14 protein-coding genes are annotated in these 16,629 nt (G+C 61.5%); 5 read left to right on the plus strand and 9 right to left on the minus strand.

All coding sequences use genetic code 11. The features are described 5' to 3' along the window. Window positions 1–26 precede the first annotated feature (26 nt). The 3 genes from CS919_RS03665 to CS919_RS03675 are packed head-to-tail and all read left to right on the plus strand — an operon-like array spanning window position 27 to window position 4,793. Complete coding sequence (locus CS919_RS03665; protein WP_099298141.1) at window positions 27–1,400, plus strand: GlnX family signal transduction membrane protein; 1,374 nt, start codon at window positions 27–29, stop codon at window positions 1,398–1,400. After that, window positions 1,400–2,503, plus strand: a complete 1,104-nt coding sequence (locus CS919_RS03670) for a transporter substrate-binding domain-containing protein (RefSeq protein ID WP_099298142.1) — start codon at window positions 1,400–1,402, stop codon at window positions 2,501–2,503. Before CS919_RS03665 ends, CS919_RS03670 begins: the two co-directional genes overlap by 1 nt. Beyond that, a complete protein-coding gene (locus CS919_RS03675) occupies window positions 2,496–4,793 on the plus strand; it encodes a serine/threonine protein kinase (protein ID WP_099298143.1) in 2,298 nt (765 codons plus the stop codon). Before CS919_RS03670 ends, CS919_RS03675 begins: the two co-directional genes overlap by 8 nt. On the opposite strand, the gene CS919_RS03680 is transcribed toward CS919_RS03675, so the two are convergent. From CS919_RS03680 to CS919_RS03720, 9 genes are all read right to left on the minus strand, one after another. Continuing rightward, the gene (locus tag CS919_RS03680; RefSeq protein ID WP_099298144.1) at window positions 4,790–6,004 is read right to left on the minus strand and encodes an acetate kinase; all 1,215 of its coding nucleotides are present in this window, start codon (window positions 6,002–6,004) and stop codon (window positions 4,790–4,792) included. The two genes, CS919_RS03675 and CS919_RS03680, sit on opposite strands and share 4 nt — an antisense overlap. Window positions 6,005–6,013: 9 nt before the next feature. Further along, a complete protein-coding gene (pta, locus tag CS919_RS03685) occupies window positions 6,014–7,342 on the minus strand; it encodes a phosphate acetyltransferase (protein ID WP_370737745.1) in 1,329 nt (442 codons plus the stop codon). Between the two features lie 219 nt (window positions 7,343–7,561). Beyond that, entirely contained in the window at window positions 7,562–8,545 is a 984-nt protein-coding gene (locus tag CS919_RS03690; protein ID WP_099298145.1) for a sulfite exporter TauE/SafE family protein, read from the minus strand. Next, window positions 8,542–9,237, minus strand: coding sequence for a sirohydrochlorin chelatase (locus CS919_RS03695; protein WP_099298146.1), 696 nt, complete (start codon window positions 9,235–9,237; stop codon window positions 8,542–8,544). The genes CS919_RS03690 and CS919_RS03695 overlap by 4 nt, the downstream gene beginning before the upstream one ends. 5 nt (window positions 9,238–9,242) lie before the next feature. Then, window positions 9,243–10,481, minus strand: coding sequence for a sulfate adenylyltransferase subunit 1 (locus CS919_RS03700; RefSeq protein ID WP_099298147.1), 1,239 nt, complete (start codon window positions 10,479–10,481; stop codon window positions 9,243–9,245). Beyond that, entirely contained in the window at window positions 10,481–11,407 is a 927-nt protein-coding gene (gene cysD / locus CS919_RS03705) for a sulfate adenylyltransferase subunit CysD (RefSeq protein ID WP_228073446.1), read from the minus strand. Before cysD ends, CS919_RS03700 begins: the two co-directional genes overlap by 1 nt. Further along, complete coding sequence (locus CS919_RS03710; protein ID WP_099298149.1) at window positions 11,407–12,249, minus strand: phosphoadenylyl-sulfate reductase; 843 nt, start codon at window positions 12,247–12,249, stop codon at window positions 11,407–11,409. Before CS919_RS03710 ends, cysD begins: the two co-directional genes overlap by 1 nt. Window positions 12,250–12,514: 265 nt before the next feature. After that, window positions 12,515–12,730 (minus strand): hypothetical protein, encoded by a 216-nt coding sequence (locus tag CS919_RS03715; protein WP_099298150.1) that lies wholly within the window; start codon window positions 12,728–12,730, stop codon window positions 12,515–12,517. Continuing rightward, window positions 12,727–14,403 (minus strand): nitrite/sulfite reductase, encoded by a 1,677-nt coding sequence (locus CS919_RS03720; protein ID WP_099298151.1) that lies wholly within the window; start codon window positions 14,401–14,403, stop codon window positions 12,727–12,729. Before CS919_RS03720 ends, CS919_RS03715 begins: the two co-directional genes overlap by 4 nt. A 215-nt stretch (window positions 14,404–14,618) precedes the next feature. Between CS919_RS03720 and CS919_RS03725 the strand changes: the two genes are divergently transcribed. Next, window positions 14,619–16,034 carry an FAD-dependent oxidoreductase gene (locus CS919_RS03725; RefSeq protein WP_099298152.1) on the plus strand — a complete coding sequence of 472 codons (1,416 nt, stop codon included), beginning with the start codon at window positions 14,619–14,621 and terminating at the stop codon, window positions 16,032–16,034. Window positions 16,035–16,056: 22 nt separating this feature from the next. After that, the gene (locus CS919_RS03730) at window positions 16,057–16,602 is read left to right on the plus strand and encodes a GNAT family N-acetyltransferase (protein ID WP_099298153.1); all 546 of its coding nucleotides are present in this window, start codon (window positions 16,057–16,059) and stop codon (window positions 16,600–16,602) included. Window positions 16,603–16,629: the final 27 nt, after the last annotated feature.

The raw sequence follows: 16,629 nt of genomic DNA on the forward strand, positions 1-16,629 counted from the left end.
AACTGTGGTCTATATAATCCAAAAGCATGCCCTCTCTCCCGGCGCTGGACGCAGATCGATGGATGGATCGTGACTCTGCGCAATCCCGCCCATCCCGGTCTTTGTCTGGAATGGCGGTGGCGGCTCGGCGGGCGCCCAAGCGCTTGTGGCGGGTGGCGGTCACGCCTCCGGGAGTGATGACTCTCGTTTCCTTTGTGTGCGTGTTGGCCATTCTGGCCGCAGGCGGCGCGATGGTGTATTCCTCCACGGTGCGCCAGAATGAGGTCAATACCCTCATTACTCAGACGGAGCCCCTCGCTGATTCCGCCCAGGAGTTATTCAATAAGTTGTCCGTGGCTGATTCCATTGCCACCACGGGCTTTTTGAAGCAGGGCAAGGGGAATAACGCCTCGCAGGTGGAATATTCGGAGGCCTTGCGCGATGCCTCCGAGGCTATTTTGCGCGCCAGCCACGGCATCCAAGAGGTAGATAGCCGCGAGATGGAAATCACGCTGCTCATCCAGCAGGAGCTGCCCAAGTACATCACGCTGGTGGCTCAGGCCCAGACTAATGACCGCGTGCGCAATCCCATCGGCGCCAGCTATCTCACGGAGGCCTCTGCTCTGATGCAGGGCACGCTGCTTCCCAATGCCCAGGAGCTGCATCTGCTGACCTCACGCCGGGTCTCTGACCAGCAGGCGCAGTTGGTCACGCCCCTGTGGTTCCCGCTGTCCGGATTGGCTGCGGCCGTGATCATTTTGCTAATCGTGCAGGTGTGGCTGGCGGCGGAGACCCATCGCCGTATCAACGTGGGCTTTGTGCTGGCCACCGCGTTGATGATCGTGGCTTTGCTCTGGGCTTCGGGCAGTTCGGCCCTGACCTGGGCTACGAGCTGGCAAAAAGTAGATGGCACGGTCCGCCCGCTGCAGGAGCTCACCCAGGCGCGCATCACCGCCCAGCAGGCCCGCACCGATGAGGCGCTGGGCTTGGTGCAGCGTGACTATGACGAGCGCCGTCAGAACACCTATTCGCAGCGCATTGCTCAGATCGGTGAGGCGTTGGAGGCCACTCGCGACGATGTGGATTCGCCTGCGCGGATCGATAACGCCCGCGAGGCGCTGCGCCTGTGGGACTCCTCGCACGCCTCGACGCTCTATCAAATGCAAAACGGCAATTTCAACGAGGCGTTGCAGATCAGCCTGGGTGCCGAAGGCGATGCCACGTCCTCGGAGACCAACTTCGAGATCCTCGATTCCGAGCTGCAAGAGCTGATTTCTGAGCAGCGTGACGATCTGCGAGTGGTTCTCAACGACGTGCGCACTTCCGCGGATCGGGTGACCAAGATCGTCACGTTCTTGACCGTCATCGCCGCCCTCTGCGTGATCGCCGGTACCCGTCCTCGTCTGCAGGAGTACGTGTGATGCATAAACTTGCCCGCGCCGTCATCGGCTCAGTCACGATTCTCAGCCTGCTGTCTGCTTGTTCGGCGGCTACGACCGCCCCTCCGGTGTGGCCTGACGTGCACACGCAGGGCACAGTCAACGAGCTGCCGGTGGGCTCAGAGATTGTCCGTGGTGATGACCTGCAGGATTTCGCGGCTTCCCCGTCCAGCAAGCAAGACCCGTGGGGTTCGATCCGCCCCGATGCGGCTGCGGTGGAAAAGCGCATCCCCGCGATCATCGAGCGCGGTCGGTTGATCGTTGGCGTGGGCCAGTACCTGAATCGCATGGGCTTTCGTGACCCGTTGAGTGGCGAGCTCGAGGGCTTCGAGATCGACCTGGCCAGGGAGATTTCCCGCGATATTTTCGGTGATCCAGACCGGGTGGAATTCCGTTATGTGGAGAATCGGCGTCGAGATGAAGCCCTCCGCGACGGTGACGTCGACCTCGTCCTACGAACCTGGACCATCACCAAGGATCGCCAGTACACCACCGAATTTTCGGTGCCCTACCTGGGCGTTCACACCAAACTGCTGGTCTTGGGCGATTCCGGCATCGCGGGCATGGAGGATCTCGAGGGCAAAACAGTGTGCGCCACGCGCGATTCCACCCCGGCTCGAGCCATCGTGGATAACAACATCGGCGCGCTGTTGCTGACGCGCACGTGGACCGATTGTTTGATGGCCATGCAGCGCAACCAAGCCGATGCGATTTTTTCCGACGACGCCATACTCTCCGGCCTCCAAGCCCAAGATCCGTACACAGAGGTTATCGATACCGGAGATGCTGTGAGCTATTACGGCGTGGGCATGCCCGCCCCCACCACCGGGCGCAAGGCTCAGGGGCTGGTCATTCAGGTCAACTCCACTTTGGAACGCATTCAATCCGATGGCACCTGGGATGAGTTGTACGACAAATGGATGCAGGAGTACCTGGGCTCACCGCAATCGCTGCCGATGAAGTATCGCTCCGAGCAAGAGGAGCAGGACATCAGCCAGGCACGTGCGGACTGGTTGCGCAGCAATGGCGATACGACCGCCAGCCGCAGTATGGGCACGATGACACGGGAGGATTTCGATGAGTGAGTCAGATCCACGGGAGCACGAGGATTCCGCCCAGACTGAGGCGCACACCGAGGCCGTCCCTTTTGACCCTTTTGCGGATGACGATGACGAGTTCGACACGGAGGCCACCACCGGCCCGTTGACTGTGGATTCGGGCGAAAAGTCCCGGCGCGAGGCCTTGTCTACGTTCCGCCAGCGCCGTGGAATTCACCGGCGCGGTGCCACGGTCGCTGGCGGCATGGTCAAGCTGCCGTTCGTCTCTCCGACGGATCCTGAGACCGCCACCATCGACCCGGCGGAGGCGGTAGCCCGTGGTGTGGAAGCGCCGGCGCTAGAGCCCGGCGATATTGTGGCGAGCCAGTACGAGGTGCTTGGCCCCATCGCCCACGGTGGCTTGGGGTGGATCTACCTAGCCACGGACCACTTTGTGGCGAATCGCTATGTGGTGCTCAAAGGCATGATGGCTGCCCAGAGCGCGCACGAGCGTGCGGTGGCGGAATCCGAGCGTGCCTTCTTGGCGGAGATCACTCACCCGGGAATCGTCAAGATTTTCAACTTCATCGATGACCCCCGCTCCGAGGGCGGTTTTATCGTCATGGAGTACGTGGGTGGGCCGTCGCTGCGCTCCCGTCGCAGGAAGATGAACGGCACGCTGGATGTGGATACGGCCATCGGCTACATCTTGGAAGTTCTGCCCGCCTTGGACTACCTGCATGCTCGCGGGGTGGTCTACAACGATTTGAAGCCGGACAACATCATCATCACGGAGGACCAGGTCAAGCTCATCGACCTGGGTGCGGTGACAGGCATCGGTGCCTTTGGGCACATCTTCGGCACCAAGGGTTTCCAAGCTCCGGAAGTCTCTACCACTGGTCCCACTGTGGCCAGCGATATCTACACGGTGGGCCGCACGCTGGCCAGTTTGATCGTGAAGCTTCCCGTGGAAAACGGCGTGTACGCGCCGGGCTTGCCCACACCAGACGAAGAGCCACTGTTCCGCGAATACCTCTCGCTGTATCGCCTGCTGCTGCGCGCGACCCATCCGGATCCAGAGGCGCGCTTCCCCACCGCTGCGGCGATGTCCAACCAGCTGATGGGTGTGCTGCGGGAGATTCTGGCCATTCGCGACGGTCGCCACTACCCGCACTTGTACACGCGCTTCACGGCCCAGCGTTCCACGTTCGGCACCAAGCACATCGTGTTCCGCACGGATCAGCTGCTGGACGGTATTAAGCGCTCGGTGCAGATCTCTGCCCCGGAGATCGTGGCCGCGCTGCCCACTCCCTTGACGGATTCTGACGATCCCGGCGCTGGCCTACTCTCCGCGGCTTCGTACACGGAGCCTTCCGAGGTGCTCTACACCCTTGAGATGGCCATGAAGCAGCCGGAGATGTCTGGCTCGGTGGAGATCCCGCTGTCGATGGTGCGCGCCAAGTTGGACTTGGGTCTGACGGGCGAGGCGATCCGCCAGCTCGATGAGCTCTCTGACCGGCTGAAGAATGACTGGCGCTACCACTGGCACTCCGGGGTGGCCGCGCTGTTGTCCTCGGATTTTGTCAACGCGCAGAGTTACTTCAACCGGGTGCTGAATATTCTGCCGGGCGAGCCGGCGCCCAAGTTGGCTCTCGCCGCCACCGACGAGCTGCTGTTGCAGCAGCAGGGCATGAACAACGTCCGGCTACTCAATCAGGAGACCACGCGCGCCGCCTCTGCGCTCGCCTTCGCGCAGCGCGTGCCCGTGGACGATTACTCCTCGGTCCCTTCCTGGGATCACATCACCCAGGATCCCATCGCGCTGCGCTTCCACGCGATGCGGCTCTACGGGTTGGTGTGGGCTACCAACCCCACCACCGTTTCCAGTGCGTTCGGTCTGGCTCGCCAGCTCAATGCGGAAGGTCTAGTGGATACGGCTGTGGCCGCGCTGGATCGCGTGCCGCAGAACTCCCGTCACCAGCGCCTGGCCCGCTTGACCACTATTTTGCTGCTGGTGGGTTCCACGGGCTCGCTCTCCGAGTCCCGTATCCGCCGCGCTGCCCGGCGCCTGGAGCTGCTCCCCACCAACGAGCCGCGCCTGCAGCAGGTACGGCTAGCGGTGATGTCCGCTGGTCTGACGTGGATCCGCGAACGCTCTTCGCTGGGCAAGACCCCCATCAGCCGTGCCTCGTTGTTTGACGTCCCCTTTAACGAGCGTGGCCTGCGCACTGGCGTGGAAGCGAGCTTGCGCTCGCTGGCACGCCAGTCCCCCTTTGCTCGCCACCGCTATCGCTTGATCGAGATGGCGAACATGATTCGCCCCCAGACTCTGTTCTAGGCCTGGTTGGCCAGCTCGTCTGCGTAGCGGGCGATGGCCAGCTCTTCATTGGTAGGCACTACGAAGACTTTGACCTTGGAGTTATCAGTAGAGATCTTGCGGGCGCCTTCGATGCCTTCTTCGTTGGCGTTGCGGGCGTCGTCGATCTCGATACCGAAGTTCTCCAGACCTGCCAGCGCATCGCGGCGCACTCCCACAGCGTTCTCTCCTACACCAGCAGTGAAGGTGATGGCGTCTACGCCGCCGAGGTTGAGCAGGTAAGAACCGATGAAGCGGCGCAGGGTGTGGATGTAGACGTCGTGGGCCAGCTTGGCATCCTTGTCGCCATCGTCGACGAGCTTCTGCAACTCGCGGAAGTCGTTGACTCCTGCCATGCCCTTGAGGCCGGACTTCCGGTTGAGCAGGTTATCGATCTCATCGATGTCCATGTCGGTGGAGCGGGTGAGGTGGAAGATGATGCCCGGGTCGATATCGCCGGTGCGGGTTCCCATCACCAAGCCCGCCAGTGGGGTCAGACCCATGGAGGTGTCCACGGCCTTGCCACCGTCGATCGCCGTTGCCGATGCGCCGTTGCCCAGGTGCAGCGTGATCTGCTTGACCTCGGACGGATCCTTGTCCAGCAGGCCGGGCACTTGGCGGGAGACGTACTCGTGGCTGGTGCCGTGGAAACCGTAGCGGCGGATATTGTGCTCGCGGGCCACCTCGGCATTCAGCGCGTAGTTCGCAGCTGCTTCGGGCAAGGTGGAGAAGAAGGCGGTATCGAAGACCGCCACGTGGGGAACGTTCGGCAGCAGGGCCTGGGCGTTTTCGATGCCATCAATGTTGGCCGGGTTGTGCAGCGGGGCCAGTGGAATCAGCGCCTTGAGGCGGTCCAGCACGTCGCCTTCGATCAGCTCGGGGGCGTGGAATTCCTCGCCGCCGTGCACCACGCGGTGGCCTACCGCACGCAGGTCTAGCTCCTGCGGGCCCACGCCCAGAAGGCTCATCATGCCGAAGGCGCGCTCCAGTCCCACGGAGTGCGAAAGGATGGGGCGAGTGTCCTCCATCTTCGTGGTTTCGGTCTGGATCTTGATGTGACCATTCTTCTCCCCGATCTTTTCCACGATGCCGGAGACGAATGGCGGCTCGGTGGAATCAGCCTTGGGGTCTAGCACCTGGAACTTGATGGAGCTGGATCCGGAGTTGAGGACGAGGGCATATTGGGTAGACATGGCGGTTCCTTAGTTTGTGCTGGCCTGGATGGCGGTAATGGCGACGGTATTGACGATGTCCGGCACGGTCGCGCCGCGGGACAGATCGTTGACTGGCTTGTTCAGCCCCTGCAGAATTGGCCCCACGGCCAGCGCGTCTGCGGTGCGCTGGACGGCCTTGTAGGTGATGTTTCCGGTGTTCAAGTCCGGAAAGACGAACACGGTGGCCTTGCCTGCCACGTCGGAGCCGGGCATCTTCTTCTGCCCCACGGTTTCCACCACGGCGGCATCGAACTGCAGCGGCCCGTCCACAGCCAAATCTGGGTTGTTGTCCTTGGCGATCTGGGTGGCCTTAGCCACGGCTTCCACGTCTTCGCCCGCACCAGAGGTTCCGGTGGAGTAGGAAAGCATCGCCACCTTAGGCTCAATCCCGAACTGCTGCGCCGTTTGGGCCGAGACGGCGGCGATTTCTGCCAGTTGCTCTGGCGTCGGATCTGGATTGACCGCACAGTCACCGAACGCCCACAGCACTCCGTCCATGACCATGAGGAAGATCGAGGACACCACGGAGGAACCCGGGGCGGTCTTGATGATCTGGAACGAGGGCTTGATGGTGTGCCCGGTGGTGTGCGCCGCGCCAGAGACCATGCCGTCCGCCAGGCCCTGGTGGACCATCATCGTGGCGTAGTAGCTTATGTCCTTCATGGTCTCGCGGGCCTCGTCGACGGTGGTTCCCTTGTGTTTGCGCAGTTCAGCAAAGTCTTCTGCGAACTGTTCCAGGCGGTCACCCGCCGTTGGATCCTCGACGCCAGCGCCAGAAATATCCAGCCCCAATTCTTCAGCCCGCGCCTTGATGGCTTCTGGGTCTCCGAGGATGGTCAGCTTGCATACTTCGTCTTCCAGCAGGAGGTGGGCGGCCTCGAGGATGCGGTCATCGTCGCCTTCGGGCAGCACGATGTGCGCCTGCTGGGCGCGGGCCTTGTCGATGAGGTTGCGCTCGAATAGCTCTGGCCCGATCTTCTGCTCTCGACGCTCCAGCTGAGCCGCCTGGTCGAAGGTCATTTCGAATTCGCCACCGGCCGGTTCCAGCAGGATGTACCCGGCGACGGAGTAACCCATGCGCTCGAGGCGATCGTTGAGGATGAGGATGTGCTCCAGATCGTCTTCGTTATTTCCCACCAGGATGAGGTTGGCACCGGTCGCGTCCGCGAGCCTGGCGTCGTTCACGGGAGCACCGGAGGAAACCAGGAGGGGGACCTCAGCCTTTAGGGCAGCATCGAGGGAATCGGAGAAATCAACGGTGACCGGGTCGACGGTGGAAAAGAGATCGTGCGAGGAATCGCCGGTAGCCTCTAAGATGGCGTCGCGCCGGATGGCGGCGCTGGCGACGGGGGTTAAGACTGCTCGGATGGCTGGAGCGGTGGCGTTGGTCACGGGTGATTGTCCCTTTCGGCTCGTGGCACTTGTCGCTGTCCATTGTGCCTGAGGTGAAAGGTTTGGAGAGCAAAGAAAACGGAGGCGTGAAGTGGCTCACACCCCCGTGGGTTTTGGAAAAATATCACTCTATAGGCGAGAAGCTCAGCCCGCAGAGTGGCGGGAATACGCAGGTACCGTGACCTTTTCCTCTTCATTTTGCGCCTGCTCGGCCTTCTGCTCTTCGCTATCCCCTGCAGGCTTGGCGAGCATCCGGGAACGACGGGAGTACACCAGCGCCACGATGCCCACCGCGGCAATAATGGCTATAGCGATAGCAACATCGTTGGACGCGCTGAGCAGTCGAGGGATGTTGATCAGCATCAGCAAGCCGCCCACGAAACCACCCAGCACCTGTGGCTTGATCTTGGTCACCAGCCACGCGGCGATCGGAGCGGCGATCACGCCACCGATCAGTAAGCCCACCACGGGGCGCCACACTTCCTGCAGCTCTCCCGCTAAGCCGAAGATGAAGCCCGCCGAAGCTGCAGAGGAAACCAGGAACTCAGAGGCGCTGACCGTACCGATGATCTTTCGCGGTTCAGCCTTGCCCAAACCCATCAGCGTGGAGGTGGTCACAGGACCCCACCCTCCGCCACCGGAAGCATCCAGGAAGCCACCGCCGATTCCGAGCCCCGCGAGACTCAACCGGGACTTCGCAGACGGCGGGCCGGCAGGACCGTGACCTTGCTTCGCGTTTTCCGCAGCCTGCGTGCGATTCCACGGCAACAGGAAGGAACGCAGCATCACATAAAAGCCCAGCAGCGCGAGGATCGCCGTGATCACCGGCTGCGCGGACTCCGTGGACAGGTTCGAAAGCACCGTGGCACCAGCAAACGCGCCCACGGCACCGGGCACGCCCAGGCAGAAGACCGTTGGCCAGTGCACGTTCTTCAGCTTCCAGTGGGATACACCCGAAGCCAGCGTGGTGCCCATCTCCGCGAAGTGCACGGCCGCAGAGGCATGCGCGGGGGTGAGGCCAGAAAACAGCAGGACAGTAGTGGCAGTAACACCAAAGGCCATGCCGAGCGCGCCGTCCACCAACTGGGCCAACAGGCCTGCGACAGCAAAGAGAAAGAGTTTATTCATCGGGATTCGAGTCCTTTTACCTGGTGGAGCCTGTGCTCAATTACTCCGGCCAATTCCGTACCCAGCGGGGTACCGAAGCTGGCATTCGGGATGCGGCTTTCCACGGCCATATCCCAGAGCGTTCCGGGGGCAGCGAACAGTGGAACCACGTGAGTGGGCCCATGTTCTGCGCAATGTGCGCTTAAAGCGGCGACTCCTCCGCCACGACCAGTGGCAAATAGAGCCGCGCACGGCATTCGCAGCCTCTGCCCCACGCTGTGCGCAAGATCCGCCACAGCCTGGTTGGCTTCGCTATTGCTAGAGCCAACGGCGTAGATCACGATGTTGGTGAATCGCTGATACGCCAGTGCCTGCTGAACTCGGATTACGAGTAGCTCGGCAATGTCTTCTCCCGTGCCCAAGGAATCCGTGACAGTGATGTTCACGCCCAGGGCTCGTTCCGTTTCCGCCACCGTCTCCGGCACATCATGGCGAGCATGAAAAGCATCGGTGAACAGCAATGGAAGGACACTAATGTCCTTATGCCCCTGCGCGGCCAGCAGCCGCGCCTGGTTTTCCAAGGTGCGGGGAGAAAAGTCCAGAAACGCCGCCTCTGCGCCCACCGCTTCAGCCACCTGATGGATGGCCTGATCAGCTAACGGATGACGAGATCCGTGAGCCAACACGATGACGGGAGCAGAGGAAGCAGACATAGGAATTAGTCGATCAATCCGGCGGTCACTGTATCGCCGGTGCCCGGCTGGATCAGCAGGAAGCTACCCACCCGGCCGCCGCGGCGGTACTGCTCAAACGGCAACGGCTCAGCGACCGTCACGCGCACGCGCGCGATGTCATTGAGAACCAATTCCTCCGAGCCACCCTGAGGCGCATCGATGCGCTCAATAACCTCGTCCACGCGAGCGCGCACGGTGGCAGAGCCATAACGCAGCAGCACGTTGGAGCGCAGGCGAACCGGGATCTCCGAGAGGTGGAAGACCGTGGCGGTGAGCTGATTAGTTGGCTCGGGGAGGTCCGAGCCGGCGATGATGTCACCGCGGGACAGGTCGATGTCCCGATCCAGGCGGATCACCACAGACTGCCCACGGACAGCGCGCTGCAGCTCGCCTTCCGGCGAGTCGATGCCCGCCACGACTGCCTCGCGGCCGCCCGCGTTGACGGTATCGCCCACTTCCACCGCACCGGCGGTCAAACGTCCGGCATAGCCGCGGTAATCGGAGGAGTGCTCGCGAATCACGATCTGAATCGGCAAGCGCAACTCGCGGTTGACGCTGTCATTTTCCGCACCTGGGGTGGCCTTTTCCAGGATCTCCAGCACGGAAGGACCATCGTACCACGGGGTCTTGGCGGAGCGTTCCACCACGTTGTCACCCAGCAGGGCGGAGGTAGGAACGATGTCCACGTGGTTCAGACCGAGCTCGTCAGTCAGGGTGCGGATGTCATCTGCAACCTGGTTGTAGATCTCCTCGGAGTAGTCCACAGCGTCAATCTTGTTGACGGCCACCACCACGTGAGACAGCTTCATCATGGATGCCACACGCAGGTGGCGGCGGGTCTGCTCAATCACGCCGTTGCGTGCGTCGATAAGAACAATGACCAACTCGGACGTGGACAAGCCAGTGACCGTGTTGCGGGTGTACTGCACGTGGCCTGGGGTATCGGCCAGGATGAAGCTGCGCTTGTCCGTGGCGAAGTAGCGGTAAGCCACGTCGATGGTGATGCCCTGCTCGCGCTCGGCACGCAGGCCATCGACCAGCAAGGACAGGTCAGGATTCTCAAGACCCTTGGCGGTAGAGACGCGCTCCACGGACTCGTACTGGTCCGAAAGGATGGACTTCGTGTCGTAGAGCAAGCGTCCGACGAAGGTGGACTTGCCGTCATCCACGGAACCGGCCGTGCACAGGCGCAGCGTGGGCAAATTGGTGACTGCGGTGGTCATCAGAAGTAACCTTCCTTCTTGCGGTCTTCCATGGAAGATTCTGAGAGCTTGTCATCAGCTCGGGTGGCACCACGCTCGGTGGTGGTGGACTGGCGGATCTCGTCGATGACGTCCTCGATGCTGGTGGCATCGGAGAGCACGGCACCGGTACAGCTCATGTCGCCGACGGTTCGGTAGCGCACGGTCTTGGTGACGATCTCCTCGCCCTCCTTCGGGCCGCCCCACTCACCCGCGGTCAACCACATGCCGCCGCGCTCGAACACGTCGCGCTGGTGGGCGTAGTAGATTTGCGGAACTTCCACCTCGCGGTCGCGGATGTAATCCCAGATGTCTGCCTCGGTCCAGTTGGAGATCGGGAACACACGGATGTTCTCTCCCGCCTGGTGGCGGCCGTTGTACAGGCCCCACAGCTCAGGGCGCTGACGGCGAGGGTTCCATCCGCCGAAGGAATCGCGCACGGAGAAAACGCGCTCCTTGGCGCGAGCCTTCTCCTCGTCACGGCGTGCACCGCCCAGGACTGCGTCGTAGTTCTGCTCCTGGATGGTCTCCACCAGGGGAACGGTCTGCAGCGGGTTGCGGGTGCCGTCTGGGCGTTCCTGCAGGACGCCGGAATCGATCCAATCCTGCACGTGCGCCACGCGCAGGGTGATGCGTGGATCCTCGGCGATCCTGTCGCGGAATTCGATAACTTCCGGGAAGTTGTGCCCGGTGTCTACGTGCAGCAGTTCGAATGGCACGGCGGCCGGAGCGAATGCTCGCTTGGCTAGTTCCAGCACCACAACGGAGTCCTTGCCGCCGGAGAAGAGCAACGCTGGACGGTCGAACTGCCCGGCTACTTCGCGCAGGATCTCGATGGATTCCGCTTCCAGTGCCGCCAGGTGCGGTGAAAGTACGCTGGTGGAGGGGTTTTGTGTCTGAGTCGTCATTAGGTGTGGAGCCCGCATTCTACTTTGTTGGTTCCGGCCCAACGGCCGGAGCGTGGATCTTCGCCTTCGGCCACTGGCAGGGTGCAGGTAGCGCATCCGATGGATGGGTATCCCTGCTTGGTCAGTGGGTTGATGATGAGGTCATGATCAGTGATGTACTGCTCTACCTCTTCGTCCGTCCAGGTCACTATGGGGTTGATCTTGAGGCGCCCGGTGCGGTCAACCTCGAGCACTGGAGTGGTTGCTCGCGTGGGGGCATCGACACGGCGCACGCCGCTGATCCATGCCTCGAAGGGATTGAGCATCCGCGCCAATGGCTCGACCTTGCGCATACGGCAGCACGCGGTGGGGTTGCTGGCATACAGGCGCGGCCCATAGGTCTCGTCTTGTTCTTCGCGGCTGAGAACTGGCTCGACGGTCTTCAATGGCAGCTGGTAGCGCTGTTCCACGTTGTCGCGGGTCTCGATGGTCTCCTTGAAGTGGTAGCCAGTGTCTAGGAAGACCAGTTCGCCGCTGTGCAGACGTCCCTCGGCGAGTTCCGCGAGGACCGTGTCCTGCATGCTCATGGTCACGGCAATGGGGCCTTCGAGGTGCTCCTCTGCCCATTCCATGATCTCTTCGGCGGTAGCGGTTTCCAGCTGCTGGCCCCACTTGGCAACGAGTTCGACGTGCGCTTGGCGCTGTTCGTCACTCAAGGGGGTGGTCGAGGTGTCGCCACCTTTGGGGCTGGTCTCTGGGTCCCGGTAGTCAGCCTGTTGATCGTTGTTGCCAACGCCATTCAGCCCGAGGAAGCCACCTGCACCTCCTTGGCCACTCATGCCCGAGATGTTTGGCACACTCATGCGTTCCTCTTCTCATTGCTTGTCGTTCATGACGCTCGTCAACGCCCTATCCAGACCAGTCTGTCTGTTTGTTCCTGGACAAGAATAGACCAATCTGTCCATTCCTTCAACAGCGAGCCTTAAATTTGACGAATTGCTGGTCAGGTATATCGTCAGTCCCAAAACCGCAAGCGGAAAGAAGTCTGTTCTACGCCGGGCCCGCCACGGCGTGCGTAGCGATTAGCCTGGGGATCACGCTCGCCGAATCCCGGCTGGCCCGTAAGGACTAGCCCTGGTTGAGCAAACCGTGGAATTTCACCGAGAACACGCGCATGCACTCGCGGCACTGCCACGCGTTGTCGGTTTCCGTGTCCGGGAACAAGTTCTCCCCCATGCAGTACGGGCAGAAGTTCACCGTGGCTCGGCGGGCGTTGGGGTGCCCCGTCCTGCCGCCGATCTGTTCGTTGACCGACGGCAGCGAGTCCTCGTCCGGCACGCTCATACCAGCAGTTCCTCGTCGGCTCGCACGACCCATTCGCCGAAGGACTCTCCGTCTTCGCGGCCGTCCTTATAGTTTTCGACGACACGCACCACGTAGTCACCCAGGTCAGTCGAGAAGACGTTGTTGCCGCGCACCTTCTTGCCGAATCCGGCGCGCAGTCCAACGGCGCCGCCGAGGTGAACCTGGAAACCTTCCACACGTTCGCCCTCATTGTTGGTGAGGACCTTGCCAGACAGCCCGATGTCCGCGACCTGCGAACGTGCACAGGAGTTTGGGCAGCCGTTGAGGCTGATCTTCAGTGGCACGTCGAGGTCACCAAGGCGGTCTTCCAGCTCGTCGACCAGCGCGATTGCGCGCTGCTTGGTCACCACGTGGGCGAGCTTGCAGAATTCCAGACCGGTGCAGGAGATAATGTCTCGACGGAATGCGCTGGGCTTGGCACTCAGTCCAATGTCCTCGAGTTCCGCGGCCAACTTATCCGCGTTTTCGCGGGTCAGGTCGAGGAACAGCAGTTCCTTGTCCGGCGTGGTGCGCAGGCGGGTCACACTGTACTTATCGGCCAGGTCGGCGAGGTGCTGGAGCTGCCCACCGTCTGTATGTCCGACGGTCGGCTTAACACCCAGGTAGAAGTTGCCGTCTGCCTGCTCGAAGATACCCACGTGATCGCGGTAGCCCGGCGCCACTTCTGGCTCCGGCCCGTCAATGAGCTTCTTGCCCAGGTAGTCGTCCTCGAGCACCTGGCGGAACTTTTCGATTCCCCAGTCCGCAACCAAGAACTTCAAGCGGGCGCGGTTGCGCACCTTGCGGTAGCCGTAGTCACGGAAGATGCGGACCACGCCGGCCCACGTCTCAGCGACTTCTTCCAGCGGTACCCACACTCCCACGCGCTGCGCGAGCATGGGGTTGGTGGACAGTCCGCCGCCAACCCACAGGTCGAATCCAGGGCCATGCTCTGGGTGGGTGGACCCGATGAAGGCGACGTCTTGGATCTCGTGGGTGATGTCTTGGCGCAGGTTGCCGGAGATGCCGGTCTTGAACTTGCGCGGCAGGTTTCCGAACTCTTCCCGCGGGAGGTAGTTCTCCTTGATGTCCATGATCGCGGGCGTGGCATCTACCAACTCGTCGGCAGCGATGCCTGCAACGGGAGAGCCGAGGATGACGCGGGGCACGTCACCGCAGCCAAACATGGTGTTCAGGCCAACTTTTTCCAGACGGTCCCAGATTTCTGGGACGTTTTCGATCTCAATCCAGTGCAGCTGCACATTCTGGCGGTCGGTGAAATCTGCGGTGCCGCGGGCAAAGTTGCTGGAGATCTCGCCGATGGTGCGCAAGCCTTCGGTGGTTACCTGTCCACCGTCCAGGCGGATGCGCATCATGAAGTAGTTGTCCTGCAGCTCCGCGTTGGTCAGAGTGGAGGTCTGCGTGCCGTCCAGCCCTGGCTTGCGCTGGGTGTACATGCCCACCCACTTGAAACGAGGTGCGAGGTCCTCAGCAGGAATGGAATCGAATCCCTGCTTGGAGTAGATGTTACGGATGCGCTCCATCACGGCGACACCGGGATCTTCTTGCTTGATGCGCTCGTCATTATTGAGCGGATTCGTGCCGTCTACCAGCCACTGTCCCTGCGGGCGTGGCTTGCGCTTGGCTCGAGTGGCCTGCGGTGCAGTAGTCATCGTCGCCTTTCGGTGGAAATAATAGACCAACCTGTCTACGAGAAGCCAACAATAGACCGCTCGGTTCACAGACGCAAGATAGCCGAAACTTGCCTTACCTAGACCACTCTGTCTATAGTTCAGGCCTAGCGCTACGTACCCATTCGGTACGCTTTACGTGATAACGAGATAAGCAATCACACGTCCCCACCCTTGATAAGGAAACTGAAGAATTCATGGCTGAGAACCGCCCGCTACGAGTTGCCGTCATCGGATCCGGACCCGCCGGAATTTATGCCTCGGATGCTCTGACCAAATCAGACCAGGACGTGGCTGTCGACATCTTTGAGCGCATGCCCGCCCCATTCGGCCTCATCCGTTACGGCGTAGCCCCCGATCACCCACGCATCAAGGGCATCATCAAGTCCTTGCACAAGGTGCTGGATAAGCCGGAGATTCGCCTGTTCGGAAACGTCAACGTGGGTAAGGACGTCACCCTCGAGGACCTCAAGGGTTATTACGACGCCGTCATCTACGCCACCGGTGCGACCGACGACCGCGATCTCAACATCCCTGGCGGCGAGCACACCCGCGGCGCCGGCGAGTTCGTGGGTTTTTACGACGCAAACCCGGATTTCGAGCCAGCGTGGACGCTTGATGCCAACTCCGTGGCCGTCATCGGCGTAGGCAACGTGGGCCTGGACGTGGCTCGTGTGCTGGCCAAAACTGGCGATGAACTGCGCGTTACCGAAATCCCGGACAACGTCTATGACTCCCTGAAGGACAACCAGGCCAAGGAAGTTCACGTCTTCGGCCGTCGTGGCCCTGCCCAAGCGAAGTTCACGCCGTTGGAGCTAAAGGAACTCAACCACTCGGACACTATCGAGGTTGTCGTCAATCCGGAAGACATCGATTACGACGAAGGCTCCGAGGAAGCCCGCCGTGCCTCCAAGATCCAGGACATGGTGTGCACCCTGTTGGAGCAGTACGCCATCGCCGAGCCGAAGGGTGCTCCACACAAGCTCTACCTTCACTTCTTCGAGTCTCCACACGAGGTCAAGACCGATGACAACGGCAACGTGGTCTCCCTGGTTACCGAGCGCACCGAGCTCACCGGCGACGGCAGCGTGCGCGGCACCGGTAAGTTCAATGAATGGCCAGTGGGTGCGGTCTACCGCGCCGTAGGCTACAAGTCCGACCAGCAAGCCGATCTCCCTTGGGACGAGCGCCAAAACGTGCTGCCTAACGTCGGTGGCCGCGTGCTCACCGAAGGTCCCACCGCAGACGGCATCGCTGGCGTTCCCGGGTCCGCCGATCCCGAGGCGGAAAAGCGCGAGCGTCTCACCGGTGTGTACGCCACCGGCTGGATCCGCCGCGGCCCAGTGGGATTGATCGGTAACACCAAGGGCGATGCCAACGAGGCTGTCGCCAACCTTTTGTCTGATCACGCCGACGGCCTGGGCCTAGCTCCCGCCAAGCCAGAGCTGGAAGCTGTCGAGGAATTCTTGGCCGATAAGGGCATCACCTACACCACCTGGAATGGGTGGTACGCACTGGACAAGTACGAGCGTGAGCTGGGCGAAGCCGAAGGCCGCGAGCGCAAGAAGGTGCGCGAATGGGACGATATGGTCAAGTTCTCCCGAGAGCAATAGCTGATCGGTAAACTACTCGGCTATGACGCAACCGGATCCTGACAAGCCAGAGGTACACCTGACTGGTCGAGCAGTTCTCAACATGACTCCTCAGCAGGTGCACGCCCTGTACAAGCTGCGTGTGGACATCTTCGTCAACGAACAGCGCGCCCCGTTCGCTGAGATTGATGACACTGATATCCACCCAAATACGCAACACATCTTGGCCTACGTGCACCCGGGCTCAGGCCCCAACTATCCATTCGGTGCCCCCGATCCAGCCAGCCCTTTGCGTCTCGTCGGCACCGCTCGTGTCTTCGGCTCTCCAGAAGAGCAGCACATCGGTCGCCTTTGCGTGGCCTCAGACATGCGTGGCTACGCCATTTCCCGCCAGATCGTCGAGCAAGCCCTCGAGGTCTGCCGTGGACGGGCGGCTGCGCTGGATCCCACCACACAGCGCTCTGTAGTCAAGATCGAGGCGCAGACATACCTCACCGAGTTCTACGCGTCCTACGGCGCCGAGGCCGTCGGCGAAACCTTCGAGGTGGACGGTGTGGAGCACGTGGAGATGCGGCTGGTTCTGGACTAGTTCCAAATTGGGGTCTGGCCTGCACCA

Source organism: Corynebacterium dentalis (genome assembly GCF_900232865.1).
Taxonomy (GTDB): Bacteria; Actinomycetota; Actinomycetes; order Mycobacteriales; family Mycobacteriaceae; genus Corynebacterium; species Corynebacterium dentalis.

What these genes read in the sequence shown, in the direction of transcription:
- CS919_RS03665 (WP_099298141.1), top strand. Translation starts at nt 27, where the DNA reads ATGCCCTCTCTCCCGGCGCTGGACGCAGATCGATGGATGGATCGTGAC.
- CS919_RS03725 (WP_099298152.1), top strand. Translation starts at nt 14,619, where the DNA reads ATGGCTGAGAACCGCCCGCTACGAGTTGCCGTCATCGGATCCGGACCC.
- CS919_RS03700 (WP_099298147.1), bottom strand. Translation starts at nt 10,481, where the DNA reads ATGACCACCGCAGTCACCAATTTGCCCACGCTGCGCCTGTGCACGGCC.
- CS919_RS03715 (WP_099298150.1), bottom strand. Translation starts at nt 12,730, where the DNA reads ATGAGCGTGCCGGACGAGGACTCGCTGCCGTCGGTCAACGAACAGATC.
- CS919_RS03720 (WP_099298151.1), bottom strand. Translation starts at nt 14,403, where the DNA reads ATGACTACTGCACCGCAGGCCACTCGAGCCAAGCGCAAGCCACGCCCG.
- CS919_RS03710 (WP_099298149.1), bottom strand. Translation starts at nt 12,249, where the DNA reads ATGAGTGTGCCAAACATCTCGGGCATGAGTGGCCAAGGAGGTGCAGGT.
- CS919_RS03730 (WP_099298153.1), top strand. Translation starts at nt 16,057, where the DNA reads ATGACGCAACCGGATCCTGACAAGCCAGAGGTACACCTGACTGGTCGA.
- CS919_RS03680 (WP_099298144.1), bottom strand. Translation starts at nt 6,004, where the DNA reads ATGTCTACCCAATATGCCCTCGTCCTCAACTCCGGATCCAGCTCCATC.
- CS919_RS03670 (WP_099298142.1), top strand. Translation starts at nt 1,400, where the DNA reads ATGCATAAACTTGCCCGCGCCGTCATCGGCTCAGTCACGATTCTCAGC.
- CS919_RS03675 (WP_099298143.1), top strand. Translation starts at nt 2,496, where the DNA reads ATGAGTGAGTCAGATCCACGGGAGCACGAGGATTCCGCCCAGACTGAG.
- CS919_RS03690 (WP_099298145.1), bottom strand. Translation starts at nt 8,545, where the DNA reads ATGAATAAACTCTTTCTCTTTGCTGTCGCAGGCCTGTTGGCCCAGTTG.
- cysD (WP_228073446.1), bottom strand. Translation starts at nt 11,407, where the DNA reads ATGACGACTCAGACACAAAACCCCTCCACCAGCGTACTTTCACCGCAC.
- CS919_RS03695 (WP_099298146.1), bottom strand. Translation starts at nt 9,237, where the DNA reads ATGTCTGCTTCCTCTGCTCCCGTCATCGTGTTGGCTCACGGATCTCGT.